Raw genomic sequence first — 18,269 nt, 5'->3', positions numbered from 1 at the left:
CGCGATGTCTTCGGGGCAACGGACATGGCCCTCGTCAAGATCACCGCCCGCGAACTGCAAATTGGTACGCCGCTTCCGTTCGCCGTGTATTCCGCAGCCGGCAAGCTCCTTCTGGCGCGCGGATATCGGGTTCAGTCGGAGAGCCAGCGCGACCGGATTCTGGCGGCCGGGGGCTTGCGCAGCGAGGATGCGGTGACGAGTGCATCGAACGAAAGCGCACCCCGGCCAGCCGGAATACTCATCTCGACTGCCAGACATGAAGAGGAATCGGGCGAGGCCATCCTCGACGAGCCCATAGCGAACACTGGAATGCTGCCGAAGACGCTGGACAGCATCCAGGTGACGGTCGACGGAAGCGGAACGCTGCGTTGTCAGACCGACTTCGTTGGTTCCATTACCGGCCGCGCGCTGCTCGTGACCGCTACGGACGGACACGAGTTGTTCGAAACCGGCGCCGAGGTCGCTTGCAGTGCGCTCAGAGGGCGTCACATCCATCAGTTTCGCAGCACCGTGATCGGACGAAGCGAGACGCCGGTACGCGTCATCTATCTCGCATGGCCCGAGTCCGTGAAGACTCAGGTCGTGCGCAACCATGTGCGCGTTTCGACGGAGATGCCGGGACGGCTCATTAGAAACGACTGTATCGCCGCCGGGTTCGACATTTCGGTCACGAACGTGAGTCTGGGCGGAGTCGCCTTCCGTGCCTCCGACGCCCTCGTCAACGTCGCCGAGCACTTCCGGTTAGGACTGCGCCTGCGCGCCGGAGGTAAGTCTCACGCGGTCGTGTTCAACTGCATCGCGCGCAATGTCAGGCGCGTCGACGGCGGCGTCCTGATAGGCGCCGAGTTCAGCAGCCAACAGGCGGATACCATGGCGCTTCTGAGGCATCACATGTTCGAAGCCGCAACGGGCAGTGCCGCGCAGTTGCGCTGAACACGACGCGAATCGCGGAGCGCCGCCGACATCGACGTATCGCGCCGCCTGGGTCATCGATGAATGATGCGCGTCGCCCGAAACGGCCGACGAGCCTTGCCGCTCGTTCGCATCGGCATGAAACCAATCCAGGGCTTTTCGGTCGACCCTATGTCGATCGATAACGCGCGTCACTGCGCACGTACCTGGAAAGGCGAACCATTCACATCATGGACAAAAGAGCACTCATCATTGGAGCCACCGGCATCGTCGGCGGCAATCTGGCCGACCATTTGCTCGCATCCGGCGACTGGCACATCACCGGACTCTCGCGCGGACGTTCCGCCTTGTGTGACGGTGTCGAATCGATTACGGCGGATCTCACATCGGCCGAATCGGTGCAGCGCGCGTTGAGCGGGAAGCAATTCACGCATGTGTTTTTCACGGCATGGTCGCGACAGGCGACGGAGCAGGAAAATATCCGCGTCAACGGCGCGATGGTTCGTCATGTACTCGAGGCGCTCGGACCTTCCGGCACGCTGAAGCACGCTGCGCTCGTCACAGGGCTCAAGCACTATCTGGGGCCGTTCGAAGCCTATGCGAAGGGCAGCGTGCCGCTGACGCCGTTTCGCGAGGAGCAGGGGCGGCAGGACGTCGATAATTTCTACTACGAGCAGGAGGATCGACTGTTCGACGCCGCCAGGCAGTTCGGTTTCGGCTGGAGCGTTCATCGTCCGCATACGGTCATCGGCTTCGCGGTCGGTAATGCGATGAACATGGGCGTGACACTCGCGGTGTACGCGACGCTCTGCAAGGCGAGCGGCGCGCCGTTCATATTTCCCGGGTCCGCAGCCCAATGGAACGGCCTTACCGACATGACGGATGCCCGCTTGCTGGCGCGTCATCTGGAATGGGCGGCGACGTCACCGAACGCCCGCGACGAAGCATTCAACGTGGTCAACGGCGACGTGTTCCGTTGGAAGTGGATGTGGTCGCTCGTCGCGAATTACTTCGGAATCGAGCCGGTGGAATTCGACGGCACGATGCGTCCGCTCGAAGATCGCATGCAGGATGCGGGCGAGGCGTGGCGTGAAATCGCCGCGCGCCACCATCTTGCCGAAGCCGATATCGGCAAGCTCGCGTCCTGGTGGCACACGGACGCCGATCTGGGGCGGCCCATGGAGGTGCTCACCGATATGAGCAAGAGCCGCAAGGCAGGCTTTCTCGACTATCAAAGCACGCCCGACTCTTTCATTGCGCTATTCGATCGTTTGAAGACGCTTCGCATCATTCCCAGCTGAAGCGTCCGATATGCCGGACGTCTCGTCGTCCGGTACAAAACCGCACCGAGCGTCCTGGTACTTTCCCTTACCGAATAGCTCAGTCCACATCTGAATTGCCATAGGCAATATCGCTATTGCATTCATTGCATTGCCAGAGTGTGCGCGGAATCGTATCTTCGTCTCCATTCGAGGAGACATATATGAAGATCGCATTTCTGGGCGCGGGCGCGCTGGGCTGCGCCATCGGCGCCGCGTTGACCGAAGGGGGTCACGAGACGTGGCTCGTCGACAAGTTCGCGGCGCACGTAGAGGCCATGTCCCGCGACGGCCTGCAAGTCGACGACGAACGCGGCACGCGCCGCGTCAAGGTGCGCGCGACGATGAACCCCGCCGACGTCGGGCCGGTGGACGTCGTGATCGTACTGGTCAAATCCTTCCACACCGATTCGGCGATGCGCGGCGCGCTCGACCTTATCGGCCCCGAGACGCTCGTGCTGTCCCTTCAGAACGGCCTCGGTCACGAAGACGTGCTGAGCGATATCGTCGGACGCGAGCGCGTCCTTGCGGGCAAGACCTACGTCGGTGGCGTGTTGCGCGCACCGGGACACATCCAGTCCGGCGTGACCGGAAAGATCACCATCATCGGCGAACTCGACGGCCGCGTGACGCCTCGCGCCCAAGCCGTGGCGGAAGCGTTCGACAGCGCGGGGCTCACGACCACGGTCAGCGACAACATCCTCGGCACGATGTGGGACAAGCTGCTGATCAACGTCGCGACCGGTGCCATCACAGGCATCACGCGTTTGACGTATGGGCAGCTTTACAGCGAACCGGTGCTGAAGGCGACCTCGCTTGCCGCCATCGAGGAAGCGATGGCCGCGGCGAAGGCGGCCGGCATCGAACTTTCCATCACGCGTGCGGAAGACGCCTGGAACATGGCCGCCGAAGGACTGCCGGCCGCGTTCAAGACCTCCATGCTGCAAAGCCTGGAGAAGTCGTCCGTCACCGAAATCGACTTCATCAACGGCGCGGTCGTGCGATGGGGCGAACGGCTCGGCGTGCCGACGCCGGTGAATTCGACGCTCGTGGCGTGCATAAAAGGCATCGAGCGTGGCATGACCGACCGCCAGAATGAGGAGCGCGCGGCATGAGCGCAACCGAAGCCTATCTCGAACACGTCGCGATCTGGGTGAAGGATATCCACTGGCACATTCGCTTCTTCGAAGAAGTGCTCGGCATGACCATGCGCGAAGTGGACGGCCCGCGCGGCGAGCCGCGTCAGTACTGGACACTCGGCGGACTCCAGTTCATCAGCGATCCGACTTACGACGGTCCCGACGGCCGGCTCGCGCATCTGGGCGTGATGTGCGAGGACCTCGAAGCCGCGCTCGCCGCCGCGCAGCCGTTCGGCGTCACGGAGATGACGCAGGGCCGCAACTGGCTGCGTCTGCCCGACGGGCTCGCCGTCGAACTCATTCAGGCAAGACCCGCCACATGCGTCGCGCAGGCGCTGTCGATCAATCCACGCGCGGAGGCGTGAGCATGAGCACCATCAACATCACCGAGAAATACTGGGACGATGCGCAGGAAGGCGACGCGTGCGTCAGCCCGACCTACACCGTCACGAAGGAACGCATTCTCGCTTACGCCGATCTCACGGGCGACCATACGCCGGTGCATGTCGACGAGGACTATGCCACCGCGAGCCACTTCGGGTCGATCGTCGCGCATGGCCTGTTCGGGCTGTCGATCGCCGATGGCCTCAAGACACAGAGCGACTATCGCTTCCTGCCGGGCATGTCGCTCGGCTGGACGTGGGACTTCGTGCTGCCGATCAAGGTCAACGACGTGCTGCATGTGAAGTTTCGCGTGACGTCCATGCGCGCGAGCAAGAGCCGTCCGGGCTGGGGCATCGTCGTGTTGCCGTCCGAACTGATCAACCAGAACGGCGAAGTCGTTCAACGCGGCGAGCATCGTCTGATGGTCCCGCGCCGTCCGGGAGCCTACTGATGCAAGCCCGTCCCCTCGAAGGCTTTCGCGTCGTCGACTACAGCCACTTTCTCGCCGGTCCCTATGTCGGACGCTGTCTCGCCGCGCTCGGCGCCGAAGTCATCAAAGTCGAGCGTCCCGGCAGCGGCGATGCAGGCCGCCAGCACGCGACGATCCTCGACGACCAGCAAAGCGCCTACTTCCTCCAGTTGAACATGGGCAAGCGCGGCGTGAGCGTCGACATGAAAGATCCGCGGGGCAAGGCGTTCATGCAGCGCCTGTGCGATTCGGCGGATGTGTTCTTCGAGAACTATCGCCCCGGTGCGCTGGATAAGCTCGGCCTCGGCTATGCCGCGCTCTCCGAGCGCAATCCGGGTCTCGTCTATTGCTCGATCTCGGCGTATGGTCACACGGGTCCGGACGCGCATCGCGCAGGCTTTGGGCTGATCGCGGAAGCGAAGAGCGGCATCATGCAGATGATCGGCAACCCGGGCGAGCCGCCGCCGCTCATGCGGATTTCGCTCGGCGACATGTACACCGGCATTCATGCGGTGGCCGCGATCAACGCTGCCTTGCTCGGCCGCGTGAAGAGCGGACGCGGCCAGCATATCGACATGGCGCTGTACGATACGCTGTTCTCGATGCACGAATATGCCGTCCAGTGCTACACGATGCAGGGCGTGGTCCCCGAGCAGACCGGTCATGACATGCCGACATCGACTTTATACGGCGTGTTCCGCGCAAACGATGGCGACCTGGTCATCGCCGCGCAGGTCGACGAATCGTGGAAGCGCTTCGCCGCGGCCGTCGAGCAAAATGGCGGCCCCGCGGGCTTCGCGACCGATGCGCGCCTGCACAGCCTGAACGGGCGCAATGCGAACCGCGAGGCCATTCTCGCGGTCGTGAAGCCGTGGGTCGCTGCACGCAACGTCGCCGATGTGCTCGCGCTGCTGGACAGCGTCGATGTGCCCTGCGCGAAGGTGCAACGCATCGACGAGGTCGTGGCCGATCCGCAGATCGTCGCGCGCGGCATGGTGATCGAACAGGAGCATCCGCGTCTGGGCACGCTGCGTCTGCCGAACCTGCCGTTTCGCTTCTCGGACTGCGATACGTCGATTCGCGAGGTCGGCCCCGATCTCGGGCAACACAACGAGGAAGTCGCGCGGTCGCTGGGCTTCAGCGCGGCCGAGATCGATGCGATGCAGACCGACGGCGTGCTGTTCTCGAAGCCGGGGGCATGATGAGCGATCGATACGCGGTCATCGGCAATCCGATCGGGCACACGAAGTCGCCGTTCATCCACGGCTTCTTCGCGCAAGAGACCGGCCAGGACATGAGCTATGAGGCCATCGAAGGGCCTGTGGAACCTGCCAGCGGCTTCTCCGATAGCGTCAAGCGCTTCATTGCAGCGGGCGGCCGCGGCATGAACGTGACCGCGCCGTTCAAACTCGCTGCATTCGCCATGTCCGATGAGCGCAGCGAACGAGCGGAGCTCTCGGGCGCGGTCAACGCGATGAAGTTCGAGGGCGGCCGAATCATCGCCGAAAACTTCGATGGCGTCGGACTCGGGCGCGACATCGAAGTCAACCTGCATCAGCCGATGGTCGGCAAGCGCGTGCTGATCCTCGGCGCGGGCGGCGCTGCGCGCGGCGCGCTGCTGCCGTTCGTCGCGGCACGGCCTGCCGAGCTCGTCGTCGCCAACCGGCATGTGGACAAGGCGCGTGCGCTTGTCGAACAGGTCGCCCGATCGAACACTGCTGGCGGATCGCTCACCGCGTGCGGGTATGCGGACCTGGCGGCACTGGGGCGCTTCGACCTCGTCATCAACGCGACATCCGCGAGCCTGACCGGGCAACTGCCGCCGGTGCCAGCGAGTGTCTTCAGCGCCGGCGGAAGCGCCTATGAACTCGCTTACGGGAAGGGGCTCACGCCTTTCTTGCGGCTGGCGCGCGATGCAGGGGTGGAAAGTATCGCTGACGGCGTGGGCATGCTGGTCGAGCAGGCTGCGGAGGCGTTCGCGTGGTGGCGGGGCGTGCGTCCAGAAACGCGCGCGCTCATCGAGCGGCTGACCGTTCCGCTCGATTGATCCGGCGAAAAGAGGCGCAGCGGTCGAGAAGACATCGGTGGAATGAACATTAACGGTCTGCAATTAGACTCGGACGAAAGAATGAAAACGTTTCTTATGCTGCATGGCGTCAACCACAACATGTTCGGCAAGCGAGATCCCGTTCAGTACGGCACGGCCACGCTCGCCGACATCGATGAGAAATTGCAGGCGCTCGCGAATCAACTCGGCGTAACGGTCGAAAGCTATCAGAGCAACAGCGAGGGCGACATGTGCGAACGCATCCATCAGGCGTTTGCCGACAAGGTCGATGGCGTGCTCGTCAATGCGGGCGCATGGACGCATTACAGTTACGGCATCCGCGATGCACTCGCCATTCTGACCGTGCCCGTCGTGGAGATTCATATGTCGAACATCCATGCACGCGAGGCTTTCCGTCATCATTCGGTGTTCGCGGAAATCGTCAAGGGGCAGATATGCGGGTTCGGTATCGAAAGCTATTCCCTTGGTCTGCGCGCGGCGGTGTCCGCGGCAGCGTGACAAACAAAGTCAGGTCCGGTGTGCGTCATCTCTGATGCAATGGTCACAAGAGCGACATTGCGTTCTACAATGGATGCATGACCACGCCCGATCTGCCCGACCTCAAGCTGCTTCAGCTCTTCGATCTTCTCTATGACGTTCGCAGCGTCACGCGTGCAGCGGAGCAGCTTGGACAGGCCCAACCGACCGTTAGCATCTGGCTCGCGCGCTTGCGCGAACATCTGCAGGATCCCCTTTTCATTCGCACGCCAGGCGGCATGACACCCACGCCTCAGGCGGATGCGCTGATCGGTCCGTGCAGGGAAATCCTCGAGTCGCTTCGCAGATTCTCGTCGTGGGAGATTTCTTTCGATCCGGTCACGGCGAAGCGACGGTTTCGCATCTGCATGACCGACGCGAGTCATATCACCTTGCTTCCGCGGATGCTGGCCTATGTGCGCGCCAAGGCACCGGGCATCCGTCTGGAGGCGGCGCGGATCGACGGCAACACCGAGCGCGCGCTCGAATCTGGCGAGGCCGATCTGGCGATCGGTCATGTTCCGTGGCTCGGCGGCGGAATGTATCAGCAACAGCTCTATATGCAGGATTGGGTGTGTCTCGCCAACCCGGACCATCCGCGCGTCCGCGCGAAGCTGACACTGAAGCAATACCGCAGCGAAGGGCACGTCATCATCGCCGCAGGCACGGGTGCGCAGTTACTCGAACAGGCATTATTGCGCGATGGAATCGAACGTGATGTCGTGCTGGAGCTTCCGGGAATGCTTGGGCTTGGATCGATTGTCAAATCAACCGACCTGATCGCGACGCTGCCGCGAAACATTGGAGAAACCTTGGCAAAAGTGAATGGCCTTGCGGTTCACTCTTGCCCGTTCCCGGTAGAGAAGTTCGCGGTGCGGCAGCATTGGCATGCGAAGTACCACGACGAAGCGGGAAACCGCTGGCTTCGCTCTGTCGTCGCTGAGCTGTTCCTCGCGAAAAACTAGACGGGCGAATAGCAATCGTCGTTCCGCCGGGCGCAGGAACAACGGTTGCAGCAAATTCCTCTCCGGGGCGGCGTGCCCTGCCACGACCTAGGAGACGAATATGGCTCACTTGTGCGACGTATGCGGCGCACGGCCCGCGACCGTGCGCCTCGCAGTGCTGCGCAACGGCCGCCGTCACGTCATCGACGTGTGCGATTTTCACTATGCGCAGCTCACGCGGCACCAGCGCGCGCTCTCGCCGCTCGAATCGCTGTTCATGGGCGGCGCGCCCGGCGAGGCGTCCGCGCCCGAAAGTGCCGCACAGCAAGAACCGCGCGATGCCGGTGTGCGGCGCAACGAAAACGAAGGCGCGAACATCGACCGATACTTCAGCGACGGCGCGAAAGAGATGCTGATGCGCGCCGCCGAGCGCGCAGTGCAATCCGGCTGCTCGCAGGTCGACACGGAACATCTGCTCTACGAGCTTGCAAACAACGCCGTCATCGAGTCGATTCTCAAGAGCATCGGCATCGATGCGGCCGAAGTCCGCGGCTTCATCGACGCCAACGCGCAACGCCGCGAGCGCGCGAGCCCGCCGCCGGACGGCATGATCGCCGTGTCGCCTCGTCTGAAGAGCGCGCTCGACCGCGCTTTTCTCGCATCGCGTCAGCTGCGGCATAGCTACGTCGCGCCGGAGCATTTGCTGATCGGCCTTGCCGATGTACCCGACAGCTTCGCGGGCCAATTGCTCGGCAAGCTCGGTGTCGATCAGCAGGCGCTCAGGCAGCAGACCGCGCAGACGGTCGGCGCGGGCGGACCGCCGCGCGGCGACGGGCCGCCGTCACGCACGCCGCATCTCGACAAGTTCAGCCGCGATCTCACCGCGCTCGCACGTGAAGGGCATCTCGACCCCGTGATCGGACGCGCGCGCGAAATCGAAACCATGGTCGAAGTGCTCGCGCGCCGGCGCAAGAACAATCCGGTGCTGATCGGCGAGCCGGGTGTGGGCAAGACCGCGGTCGTCGAAGGGCTCGCGCAGCGCATGGTCAACGGCGATGTGCCCGAGTCGCTCCGCGACAAGCGCCTCGTCGAGCTGAACATCAACTCGCTGGTTGCGGGCGCGAAGTATCGCGGCGAGTTCGAGGAGCGCGTGAAGCAGGTCGTCGATGAAATCACCGCGAATCGCGAGAAGCTGCTGCTGTTCGTGGATGAAGTGCATACCATCGTCGGCGCGGGGCAGGGCGGCGGCGAAGGCGGACTGGATATCGCCAACGTGTTCAAGCCGGCGATGGCGCGCGGCGAGCTGAACATGATCGGGGCGACCACGCTTGCCGAGTATCAGAAGCACATCGAAAAGGACGCGGCGCTCGAGCGGCGCTTTCAGCCGGTGCTGGTCGCGGAGCCGACCGTCGCGCAGACCATCAATATCCTGCGTGGACTGCGCGACCGGCTCGAAGCGCACCACAAGGTCACGATCCAGGACGATGCGATCGTCGGCGCGGCGGAACTGTCGGATCGCTATATCACCGGGCGCTTTCTGCCTGACAAGGCGATCGATCTCGTCGATCAGGCCGCGGCGCGCGTGAATCTGTCGGCCACATCGCGCCCCGCCGATATCCTCGAACTGGAGTCCGAGCTCGCGCAATTGCGACGCGAACAGGACTATGCGGCATCGCGCAAGCAGTTCGACCGCGCGCATGCTTTGGACAGCGAGATCGCGCAGAAGGAAAAGCAACTCGGCGATGCCACGGATAGCTGGAAGCAGCGCGTCGGCACGAACACGTCGACGGTGACGGTCGCGCACGTCGCCGAGATCGTCGCGACGATCACCGGCATTCCCGTGACTCAACTGACCGAGGAGGAGCGTGCCCGTCTGCTGCAGATGGAAGAGCGCCTGCACAAGCGGGTGATCGGGCAGCAAGAAGCGGTCGTTGCGGTGTCGGACGCGGTGCGGCGCGCACGTACCGGCTTGCAGGGCCGCAACCGGCCGATCGCCGTGTTCCTGTTCCTCGGGCCGACGGGTGTGGGCAAGACGGAGCTTGCGAAAGCGCTGGCGGAAGTCGTCTTCGGCGATGAAGACGCCATGCTGCGCGTCGACATGAGCGAGTACATGGAGCGTCACGCGGTGTCGCGGCTCATCGGCTCGCCGCCGGGTTATGTCGGCTATGACGAAGGCGGGCAATTGACGGAGCGCGTGCGGCGTCGGCCTTATAGCGTGATCCTGCTCGACGAGATCGAAAAGGCGCATCCCGATGTGTACAACGTGCTTCTGCAAGTCTTCGACGACGGGCGCCTGACCGACGGCAAAGGCCGCGTGGTCGATTTCAGCAACACGCTGATCATCGCGACGAGCAATCTCGGCTCTGACGTGATCGCCGGTCAGAAGCGCGCGACGCTCGGATTCACGACCAACGCGAGCGATGCGGACGCATCGGTTCAGAATGGCGTGATGAGCGTGCTGCGCCAGCATTTCAGGCCCGAGTTCCTAAACCGGATCGACGACATCATTCTGTTTTCCTCGCTCGGCCGCGATGAGGTGCGCCAGATCGTTCGGCTGATGCTCGATCAGGTGCAGCGCCTCGCGCACAGCCAGGACGTCGTGCTGGAGTTCGACGAATCCGTCGTCGATCATCTCGCGGACGTCGGCTACCGTCCCGAGTTCGGTGCGCGCGAACTGCGTCGGCAGATCAGGCAGTCGATCGAAAACCAGTTGGCGAAGGAAATGCTCAAGGGCGACGTTACCGAGGGCGCACAAGTGAAGTGCCACTACGACGCGGAGAACAAGCGGCTCGCGTTCGATGTGAAGCGCGCGGGACTGGCGAATCAGGCGGGCGAGGGCACGCCGCCCACACCTTGACCGCGAGCATCACTACGCCAAACCTCGCGTCTTTCAAGCCGACGGGCGACGGTCGCGTCATGATCCGGCAGGGTTATCCCCGATCCATTCGGAGAGAAAACATGTAATCATATATATGAATTCGATGGAGACGATCATGCAGGCCGATGGCCGCTTACCCCGTTATCAGCGCCTGCGGGATGAAATGGTTGCCCTGATCGCGGCTCGTGAATGGCGCCCGGGCGAAGCGATCCCGACCGAGCAGGCGCTTTCTCAAAGCTACGGCCTTGCTGTCGGCACAGTGCGAAAGGCCGTCGATCTGCTCGTCGCGGAAGGCATGCTCGAGCGCTTTCAGGGAAGAGGGACCTTCGTACGGCGCGCGAACTTCGACGGCTCCCTGTTTCGCTTCTTCCGCTTTCAAACACGGCAAGGCGAACGGCGCATTCCGGAGAGTCGCATACTGCGCCGGGACGTGGTCGATGCGCCATCGGCGGTAGCCGCGAGACTGCAGATATCGAGCACGGCGCGCGTGATCCAGATGTCGCGCGTGCGGCTGATCGACGGCGTTCCGATGCTCGCCGAAGAGATCTGGTTGCCCTACGCACGTTTTGCGGCGTTTGCGAAGATGGACGTGGGCGAGATCGGCGACCTCCTTTACCCGGTCTACGAGACGCAGTGCAATCAGATCGTGGCATCCGCCACGGAAACCCTTACCGTCGAAGCCATCGGCTCGCGACACGCGAAGCTTTTGAACATCGAGCCGGGGACGCCTGCCGTGGTCATCGAGCGTCTCGCCTGCGGCTACGATCGGCAGCCGCTCGAGTGGCGCCGTTCGCGCGGACCCGCCAGCGAATTCATCTATCAGGCGGAGATCCGCTAGCCAAAGAACCGCGATTGGGAGACGGCATGCGCAACCGGTTCAGGGCCGTTCGCCTGAAGCCGACGCGACCATGCTTCCCTTTCCGAGCACGATCGATTGACGAGCACGCTCGGCAAACCATTCCAAACCTAAGATTCATTCCATGACCAGTCTAGATATCGATTTGTTGCTGACCGCGCTGATCAGCGTGGTGCTGCTTGTCGCGCTCATCGTGTCGCGCATCAAGATGCATCCGCTTCTCGCTTTGCTCGTCGTTTCAATCGGCGTAGGGTTCGCAACCGGCATGGAGCCGGGAAGCATCGTCAAGCATCTGACCAACGGCGCGGGCAAGACGTTGGGCGCGGTGGGCGTCGTCATCGCGCTGGGTGCGATGCTCGGCAAAATCCTCGCGGATGCGGGCATTACCGAGCAGATTGCCGAGGCCATTCTGAGGCGCGCCTCCGACCGTATGATTCCCTGGGCGATGACCCTCGTGGCTTTCGTGGTCGGCATTCCGATGTTCTTCGAAGTGGGGCTGGTCGTCATGCTTCCCTTGATCTTCAGCGTAGCGCGCAAGCTGGAAAGCCATGCCCGGTTCAAGGGCTCGGCCTATGTGTACGTCGGCGTGCCCGTGATTTCGGCTCTTGCCGCGATGCACGGCATGGTGCCGCCCCATCCGGGTCCTTTGACGGCTATCGCCACGCTCAAGACTTCGGTGGGGCCGACCATGCTGTACGGCTTTCTGGCGGCCATTCCCGCGATGATTCTGGGCGGCCCGCTCTATGGCGCGTTCATCTCGCCGCGCATGAGCACCAGGCCCGATCAGGCCTTGCTGGACCAGTTCACCGTCGTCGAACAGTCCGACAATGGCCACCGCGCGGGGGTCGGTCTCGGCGTGCTGGCGGCCCTGTTGCCCGCCATCCTGATGCTGGTTCATGCGGTGGCGGAGATGGTGTTGCCGAAGAACGCACCGATGCTGCACGTTGCCAGCTTCCTCGGCAATCCGCTGATAGCCATGCTGCTGGGCGTACTTTTCGCAGTTGCGGCGCTGGTCCTCGCCCGGGGCGGCGATGCCGAAAAGCTGCGTCACGCGCTCGGCAACAGCCTCAAGCCGATTGCTTCCATCATCATGATCATCGCCGGCGGCGGCGCGTTTCAGGAAATGCTGACCAGTGCGAAGGTGGGTGAGGCGATCGTGCATCTGACGCAGCACTTCGCTTTTCCCCCGCTGATCCTCGGATGGCTGATCGCGATGTTGCTGTCCGTGTCTACCGGATCGGCGACGGTGGGAATCGTCGGCGCGGCGGGTCTGCTGGCTCCGCTGGCCGGCGCCGATCCGAGCCTTAACCTGCCTTTGCTGGCCTTGTCCATCGGCTGCGGTTCGCTGTTCTTCAACTATGCGAACCACGCCGGCTTCTGGATGGTGAAGGAATCGTTCGGCATGACGATGGGCGAAGCCACCAAAACGATCTCGGTGGTTCAATCCATCGTGGCTGTGGTTGGCCTGGTGATGGCGCTGATCTTCAACGCGGCAGTCCACGTTGGCTGAACTGCAGGGAACACGCCGGCAATCAGTCATCGGAGCGCTGACGACTCCAGACGAAGCGCGTGATCACCGCGCGTGCGCAGCTTCGTGACGGCCACGGCTACAACCGTGCCCAAAGCCCAGCCTAGGGTGGCCAAGCTGCCTAGGCCTCGCAGAATGGCAAGGGCGAAGGTCCAAGGATTGTCGCTGCCGATGTTCGGACCGCCGAAGCGAGCGCGTTGAAACTTTCGTTGCGGCACAGGCTCGTTGTCGTCGATGGTTTCGCAAGTCAGTGCGTCGCTTCGCTTACGGTCGGCATTCCAATGGTTCCGTCTTCCGTCCATCGCGCACCTCGGCGATTCCCAACGCGGCACGGGGCGCTTGGCGGCGTGCAGCATCGACGTATAGGCATCGACATAATTCTGCGCCATCCTGCTGGCGCTGAAGCGGCGCTCGAATTGCGCGCGGACGCGGGCGCGCGACAGCTCGTCGATCCGATGCAGTGCGCCGACCGCGTCTTGCACGTCTTCGCAGATGAAACCGGTCACGCCATGATCGATCACCTCGGGCACCGCTCCGCGCTTGAACGCAATCACCGGCGTCCCGCACGCCATCGATTCGATCATCACCAGGCCGAACGGCTCGTTCCAGTCGATCGGAAACAGTAGCGCCTTCGCACCCGACAGAAAATCCGGCTTCCGCGTTTCGCTGATTTCACCGATGAATTCGACGTGCGCCTGCGAAAGCAGCGGCTCAATCGTCGACGCGAAATACTTCTCATCAGCCTTGTCGACCTTCGCCGCAATCTTCAGCGGCAAGCCGCTTCGCGCCGCGATTTCGATGGCGAGATCGGCACGCTTTTGCGGGCTGATGCGGCCGAGGAACGCCAGATATTCCGGCTTCTTGTGCGGCTGCGGCGTGAGCAGGCCGTCCGGCAAGCCGTGATACACCGTCTTCAGCCAGTTTGCGCGCGGCAAGGGGCTACGCTGGTCGTCCGAGATCGAGATGATGTTCGCGTGCGTGAACGTCGCGAAGATCGCGCGCAGCTCGGGCAGATCGAGACGGCCGTGCAGCGTCGTGACGAACGGCGTATCGCTTTGAGAGAACAGCGGGAACGGCAGGTACTCGAGATGGAAGTGCAAGACGTCGAACTCATGCGCGCGGCGGCGAACGGTTTCGAGCAGCAGCATGTGCGGGGCAAGCGAATCGCGGATGCCCGGATCGAGCCGCAGCGCGCGCGGCCAGGCTGGTTCGAGCCTCGCGCGGGTCTGCGAATCGCCGCTTGCGAACAAGGTCACATCGTGGCCGAGGTCGACGAGTGCATCTGTCAGATACGACACCACGCGCTCAGTGCCGCCGTATAACTTCGGGGGAACCGCTTCGTGCAACGGTGCGATTTGTGCGATTCGCATAGGTTGGTTCTCCAGTGCGGCCCGCCTGCGGATTCGTGCAACGCGAGTGCTCAGACATGCTCGCGACGCTCGCACCCATCCCTGCGGGACGTCCCCTCTCATGCAGACCGGCACCTTGCAGACAGCTTCTGCTATTGCTGGTTGAATCCGGACAATCTATCGCCATCCTAAACAGTGAGTGCCAACGCCGCGCATTATTCGTGACGGTGCGTGATGAAATCGGCAGCTATCGGCGTGCCCGATTCATGTCGACAGAGTCGGCTCGCGGATGAGCATCGAGATTCGGTGCGATTGGTACGGCTATCTAATCGATGCGTGGCGCGCGACGTGTAATCGCGTAATCGCGGAGAACTTGCACTTGGCTGCAGATGTTGCAACAGCGGCTAGGTTCACGAGCCGGAAGGGTCGCCATTCGGTCAGTTGACGCGCACGCATAGTCTGCATCGGTGATGCCTCGTCATGAGCACCTGTCCAGGACGACGAAGCGCACCGATCTGGTGACGGGCCGCGGATCAGACACAGAGACGAGCCGTTTCGCGAAACGCTCACATCGCGTAGCACACGGAGATGCTTCCCCTGGCGTGGACACCAATGCAGAGCCACCGGCCACCCGTTGCCCGTGGTCGCGATGATTCAACGCGAAAAGAAGATCGGTGCAAGAGAGCAGGCATTTAACGGAACGTCGAATGCTGTCCGATACCACCGCTCACTCACGATGAACGTTAGCGATGAGTCAGGCATCCGTTTCATCGCGGCCGGCGAATTAGCCGACACGCCGCACGGAGGAACACGTTCGAAAGAGACTTGTCAGGAGATGCCCCTCGACACCCGGCGGTTCGAAAGAACTCAGCGCTGTGCGCCATAGGTATCGAATCGCCCCAACCGGAGACGATTGATATGCCAGCCCTTTGCGAGATTTGTCATGCCCGTCCGGCGGTTGCGCAGGTAACCGTCGTGCAGAACGGCCGCCGCAAATCGATGTCGATTTGCGAGTACGACTATCGCCAGTTGATGCGGCATCAAACCATGCTGAATCCTTTCGATTCCTTACTGGGCGGCGGAGGTCTGTCGCGTCTGATGGGTGACACGGACGGCACTGGCGAGGAAGACGAGGACGATATCGTCGCTTCGGTGCCGCGCGAGTCCGTCGACGTGACCGATGCCTTCAGCGAGCAGACGATGGAACTTCTGCAACGCGCCGCCGAAAAGGCGCACGAATTGCAGAAGACGGAACTCGACACCGAGCAGGTGCTTTACGTGCTGGCCGACATGGACGTCGTGCAGGCGCTCTTCAAGGAGTTGAAGCTTTCTGCCGACGACATCCGCCGCTATATCGACGAGCACGCGCAAAAGGGCAAAGCCGCGCCCGATACGCCGGTCGAAAAGATGACGATTTCGCCGCGCTTGAAGAAGGCTTTTCAGTACGCGTTCCAGGCCTCGCGAGAACTCGGCCATTCCTATGTCGGTCCCGAGCATGTGCTGATAGGGCTTGCGTCCGTGACCGACAGCATCGCCGGGGGGCTCCTCCGAAAGTACGGCGTCACGCCCGAGGCGCTTCGCCAGAAAGTGGTGAAGGTCGTGGGCAAGGGTGCGGAAGACGGCCGCGTCGATACGCCGACCGGCACGCCGACGCTCGACAAGTTCGGCCGCGATCTCACCGCGATGGCGCGCGCAGGCAAACTCGACCCGGTGCTCGGACGCGCACAAGAAATCGAAAGTACCATCGAGGTGCTCGCGAGGCGCAAGAAGAATAATCCTGTGTTGATCGGCGAGCCGGGTGTGGGCAAGACTGCGATCGTCGAAGGGCTGGCACAGCGCATCGTGAACGACGACGTGCCCGAAGACTTGCGCAACAAGCGGCTCATCGAGATCAACATCAATTCGATGGTCGCGGGCGCGAAGTATCGCGGCGAATTCGAAGAGCGCGCAAAGCAGGTGATCGACGAGATCACTTCGAAGCAGGATGAACTCATCGTGTTCATCGACGAGTTGCACACGATAGTCGGCGCGGGTCAGGGCGGCGGCGAGGGCGGACTCGACATCGCGAACGTGCTGAAGCCGGCGCTCGCGCGCGGCGAGCTGAGTTTGATCGGCGCGACGACACTCAACGAATACCAGAAGCACATCGAGAAGGATGCGGCGCTCGAGCGGCGCTTTCAGCCGGTGCTCGTGCCGGAGCCGACGGTCGAGCAAACCATCGTCATTTTGCGCGGCTTGCGCGACAAACTCGAAGCGCACCATCAGGTCACTTTCGCCGATGAAGCGTTCGTCGCAGCAGCGGAGTTGTCGGACCGCTACATCACATCGCGTTATTTGCCCGACAAGGCTATCGATCTCATCGATCAGGCTGCGGCGCGCGTGCGAATCGGCTCGAAGTCGCGCCCGCCCGAAATGCAGGAGCTGGAAGCGGAAATCGCCCAGTCGAAGCGCGAGCAGGCCTATGCCTCGTCGCGCAAGCGTTTCGATGAAGCGAAGAACTTCGAGGAACGCATCAACGAGAAGCAGACGAAGCTCGACGACCTGACCGAGGCATGGCAGCGCAAGACCGGATCGGAGACGCTCGAAGTGACGGTTGCAGCGGTCGCGGAAGTGGTCTCGCGTCTCACCGGCATTCCCGTCACCGAACTCACGCAGGAAGAACGCGAAAGACTGCTCGAGATGGAGAGCAAGCTGCGCGAACGCGTGATCGGTCAGGACGAAGCCGTGGTCGCGGTGAGCGATGCGGTGCGGCTGTCACGCGCGGGCATGGGGCAAGCGCACCGGCCCATCGCGACGTTCCTGTTCCTGGGACCGACGGGCGTCGGCAAGACCGAGCTTGCGAAGGCGCTAGCGGAGACCGTGTTCGGTGACGAGCAGGCGGTGATCCGCATCGACATGTCCGAGTACATGGAGCGCCACGCAGTCGCGCGGCTGATCGGCGCGCCGCCGGGATACGTCGGCTATGACGAAGGGGGACAGCTGACCGAACGCGTGCGCCGCCGTCCCTACTGCGTGATCTTGCTCGACGAAATCGAGAAGGCGCATCCCGATGTGAACAATGTGCTGCTGCAAGTATTCGACGATGGCCGCCTCACCGATGGCAAGGGCCGCGTCGTCGACTTCAGCAACACCGTCATCATCTCGACCAGCAATCTTGGCGCGTCCATCATCATGGACAACCTCGAGAGAACCGAGAAGGACCGCGACACCGAGGCAGCCATGCGCGAGAAGCTCATGGACGTGCTGAAAGGCCACTTTCGCCCCGAGTTCCTGAATCGCATCGACGAAATCATCGTGTTCCACGGGCTTTCGCGCGAGAACATCCGCTCGATCGTGCAGATACAGCTGGACCGCGTCGCGCGCACGGCGGCGGCTCAGGACATCAAGCTCAGGGTGCAGGACTCGGTCATCGATCATCTTGCCGATGTGGGTTATCGGCCCGAATTCGGCGCACGCGAACTGAAACGCCAGATCCGCCAGCAACTGGAGACCCGGCTCGCGAAGGAGATTCTCGGCGGCAAGCTCGCTCCGGGCGACACGGTAGACGTGAGCTACGACAAGGACAAGGACGCGATCACGTTCGCCAAGGTCGAGGGCGAAGCGAAGCCGAAACAAAACAAGTCCGGTCCAGCGAGCAAGAAGAACGGGGCAAAGTCGGCGGAACGCAGCAAGGAGTCGGCCAAGAGCGAACATTGAACGCGGCCGTTGCCAATGCCGTCCGAAGCGCGCACGGTCGGGTTCGACCGGGCGCCCCGCGGCACGTACGGATAGACGATTCGCTAGCTGTCGCAATTCCAAGTACGACATTTGAATTGAGCCTCGGCATCAATTGTCAAAGCAAAATTGAAATGTCGTACCACCGGCTAAATACAGATGTCGTGTTTTTGATGTGTGATTGGCTCTGTTT

The 18,269-nt window shown here is 62.6% G+C and carries 13 protein-coding genes and 1 pseudogene; 13 read left to right on the top strand and 1 reads right to left on the bottom strand.

Annotated features, from left to right (window positions below; translation table 11 throughout):
* The first annotated feature begins 24 nt into the window (after window positions 1–24).
* The 12 genes from NCS02_RS20715 (at window position 25) to NCS02_RS20660 (ending at window position 12,995) form a co-directional block, all read left to right on the top strand.
* Entirely contained in the window at window positions 25–933 is a 909-nt protein-coding gene (locus NCS02_RS20715; protein WP_250503219.1) for a PilZ domain-containing protein, read from the top strand.
* 209 nt (window positions 934–1,142) lie between these two features.
* Window positions 1,143–2,213 (top strand): SDR family oxidoreductase, encoded by a 1,071-nt coding sequence (locus NCS02_RS20710; protein ID WP_250503218.1) that lies wholly within the window; start codon window positions 1,143–1,145, stop codon window positions 2,211–2,213.
* Window positions 2,214–2,395: 182 nt separating this feature from the next.
* The gene (locus tag NCS02_RS20705; RefSeq protein ID WP_008348060.1) at window positions 2,396–3,346 is read left to right on the top strand and encodes a ketopantoate reductase family protein; all 951 of its coding nucleotides are present in this window, start codon (window positions 2,396–2,398) and stop codon (window positions 3,344–3,346) included.
* Window positions 3,343–3,735: a VOC family protein gene (locus tag NCS02_RS20700; RefSeq protein ID WP_250503217.1), complete on the top strand. Its 393-nt coding sequence runs from the start codon at window positions 3,343–3,345 to the stop codon at window positions 3,733–3,735. Before NCS02_RS20705 ends, NCS02_RS20700 begins: the two co-directional genes overlap by 4 nt.
* 2 nt (window positions 3,736–3,737) lie before the next feature.
* Window positions 3,738–4,205, top strand: a complete 468-nt coding sequence (locus tag NCS02_RS20695) for a MaoC family dehydratase (RefSeq protein ID WP_284504362.1) — start codon at window positions 3,738–3,740, stop codon at window positions 4,203–4,205.
* Window positions 4,205–5,425: a CaiB/BaiF CoA transferase family protein gene (locus NCS02_RS20690; RefSeq protein WP_250503216.1), complete on the top strand. Its 1,221-nt coding sequence runs from the start codon at window positions 4,205–4,207 to the stop codon at window positions 5,423–5,425. The genes NCS02_RS20695 and NCS02_RS20690 overlap by 1 nt, the downstream gene beginning before the upstream one ends.
* Complete coding sequence (aroE, locus tag NCS02_RS20685; RefSeq protein ID WP_250503329.1) at window positions 5,425–6,270, top strand: shikimate dehydrogenase; 846 nt, start codon at window positions 5,425–5,427, stop codon at window positions 6,268–6,270. The genes NCS02_RS20690 and aroE overlap by 1 nt, the downstream gene beginning before the upstream one ends.
* Before the next feature lie 81 nt (window positions 6,271–6,351).
* Window positions 6,352–6,789, top strand: coding sequence for a type II 3-dehydroquinate dehydratase (gene aroQ, locus NCS02_RS20680; RefSeq protein WP_250503215.1), 438 nt, complete (start codon window positions 6,352–6,354; stop codon window positions 6,787–6,789).
* A gap of 77 nt (window positions 6,790–6,866) precedes the next feature.
* Window positions 6,867–7,772 carry a LysR family transcriptional regulator gene (locus NCS02_RS20675; protein WP_008348049.1) on the top strand — a complete coding sequence of 302 codons (906 nt, stop codon included), beginning with the start codon at window positions 6,867–6,869 and terminating at the stop codon, window positions 7,770–7,772.
* A gap of 100 nt (window positions 7,773–7,872) precedes the next feature.
* The gene (locus NCS02_RS20670) at window positions 7,873–10,608 is read left to right on the top strand and encodes an ATP-dependent Clp protease ATP-binding subunit (RefSeq protein WP_034470945.1); all 2,736 of its coding nucleotides are present in this window, start codon (window positions 7,873–7,875) and stop codon (window positions 10,606–10,608) included.
* A gap of 136 nt (window positions 10,609–10,744) precedes the next feature.
* Window positions 10,745–11,467 carry a GntR family transcriptional regulator gene (locus NCS02_RS20665; RefSeq protein WP_250503213.1) on the top strand — a complete coding sequence of 241 codons (723 nt, stop codon included), beginning with the start codon at window positions 10,745–10,747 and terminating at the stop codon, window positions 11,465–11,467.
* Between the two features lie 142 nt (window positions 11,468–11,609).
* Window positions 11,610–12,995 carry a GntP family permease gene (locus tag NCS02_RS20660; protein ID WP_008348044.1) on the top strand — a complete coding sequence of 462 codons (1,386 nt, stop codon included), beginning with the start codon at window positions 11,610–11,612 and terminating at the stop codon, window positions 12,993–12,995.
* 341 nt (window positions 12,996–13,336) lie between these two features.
* Here NCS02_RS20660 and NCS02_RS20655 read toward each other — a convergent pair.
* Window positions 13,337–14,383, bottom strand: a pseudogene (locus NCS02_RS20655) (glycosyltransferase family 4 protein); the annotation flags it as partial.
* An 897-nt stretch (window positions 14,384–15,280) separates the two neighbouring features.
* On the opposite strand from NCS02_RS20655, the gene NCS02_RS20650 reads away from it, so the two are divergent.
* Window positions 15,281–18,058, top strand: a complete 2,778-nt coding sequence (locus NCS02_RS20650; RefSeq protein ID WP_250503211.1) for an ATP-dependent Clp protease ATP-binding subunit — start codon at window positions 15,281–15,283, stop codon at window positions 18,056–18,058.
* The last annotated feature ends 211 nt before the right edge of the window (window positions 18,059–18,269 follow it).

The organism is Caballeronia sp. NCF2 (assembly GCF_023631205.1).
Lineage (GTDB): Bacteria > Pseudomonadota > Gammaproteobacteria > Burkholderiales > Burkholderiaceae > Caballeronia > Caballeronia zhejiangensis.
Note: the sequence above shows the minus strand (reverse complement) of the source record. Positions and strands in the feature narration are given on the sequence as shown.

Coding starts and splice junctions, on each gene's coding strand:
- NCS02_RS20675 (WP_008348049.1), top strand. CDS start 6,867: ATGACCACGCCCGATCTGCCCGACCTCAAGCTGCTTCAGCTCTTCGAT.
- NCS02_RS20690 (WP_250503216.1), top strand. CDS start 4,205: ATGCAAGCCCGTCCCCTCGAAGGCTTTCGCGTCGTCGACTACAGCCAC.
- NCS02_RS20660 (WP_008348044.1), top strand. CDS start 11,610: ATGACCAGTCTAGATATCGATTTGTTGCTGACCGCGCTGATCAGCGTG.
- NCS02_RS20700 (WP_250503217.1), top strand. CDS start 3,343: ATGAGCGCAACCGAAGCCTATCTCGAACACGTCGCGATCTGGGTGAAG.
- NCS02_RS20695 (WP_284504362.1), top strand. CDS start 3,738: ATGAGCACCATCAACATCACCGAGAAATACTGGGACGATGCGCAGGAA.
- NCS02_RS20650 (WP_250503211.1), top strand. CDS start 15,281: ATGCCAGCCCTTTGCGAGATTTGTCATGCCCGTCCGGCGGTTGCGCAG.
- NCS02_RS20670 (WP_034470945.1), top strand. CDS start 7,873: ATGGCTCACTTGTGCGACGTATGCGGCGCACGGCCCGCGACCGTGCGC.
- NCS02_RS20710 (WP_250503218.1), top strand. CDS start 1,143: ATGGACAAAAGAGCACTCATCATTGGAGCCACCGGCATCGTCGGCGGC.
- aroQ (WP_250503215.1), top strand. CDS start 6,352: ATGAAAACGTTTCTTATGCTGCATGGCGTCAACCACAACATGTTCGGC.
- NCS02_RS20705 (WP_008348060.1), top strand. CDS start 2,396: ATGAAGATCGCATTTCTGGGCGCGGGCGCGCTGGGCTGCGCCATCGGC.
- aroE (WP_250503329.1), top strand. CDS start 5,425: ATGAGCGATCGATACGCGGTCATCGGCAATCCGATCGGGCACACGAAG.
- NCS02_RS20665 (WP_250503213.1), top strand. CDS start 10,745: ATGCAGGCCGATGGCCGCTTACCCCGTTATCAGCGCCTGCGGGATGAA.
- NCS02_RS20715 (WP_250503219.1), top strand. CDS start 25: ATGGCCCTCGTCAAGATCACCGCCCGCGAACTGCAAATTGGTACGCCG.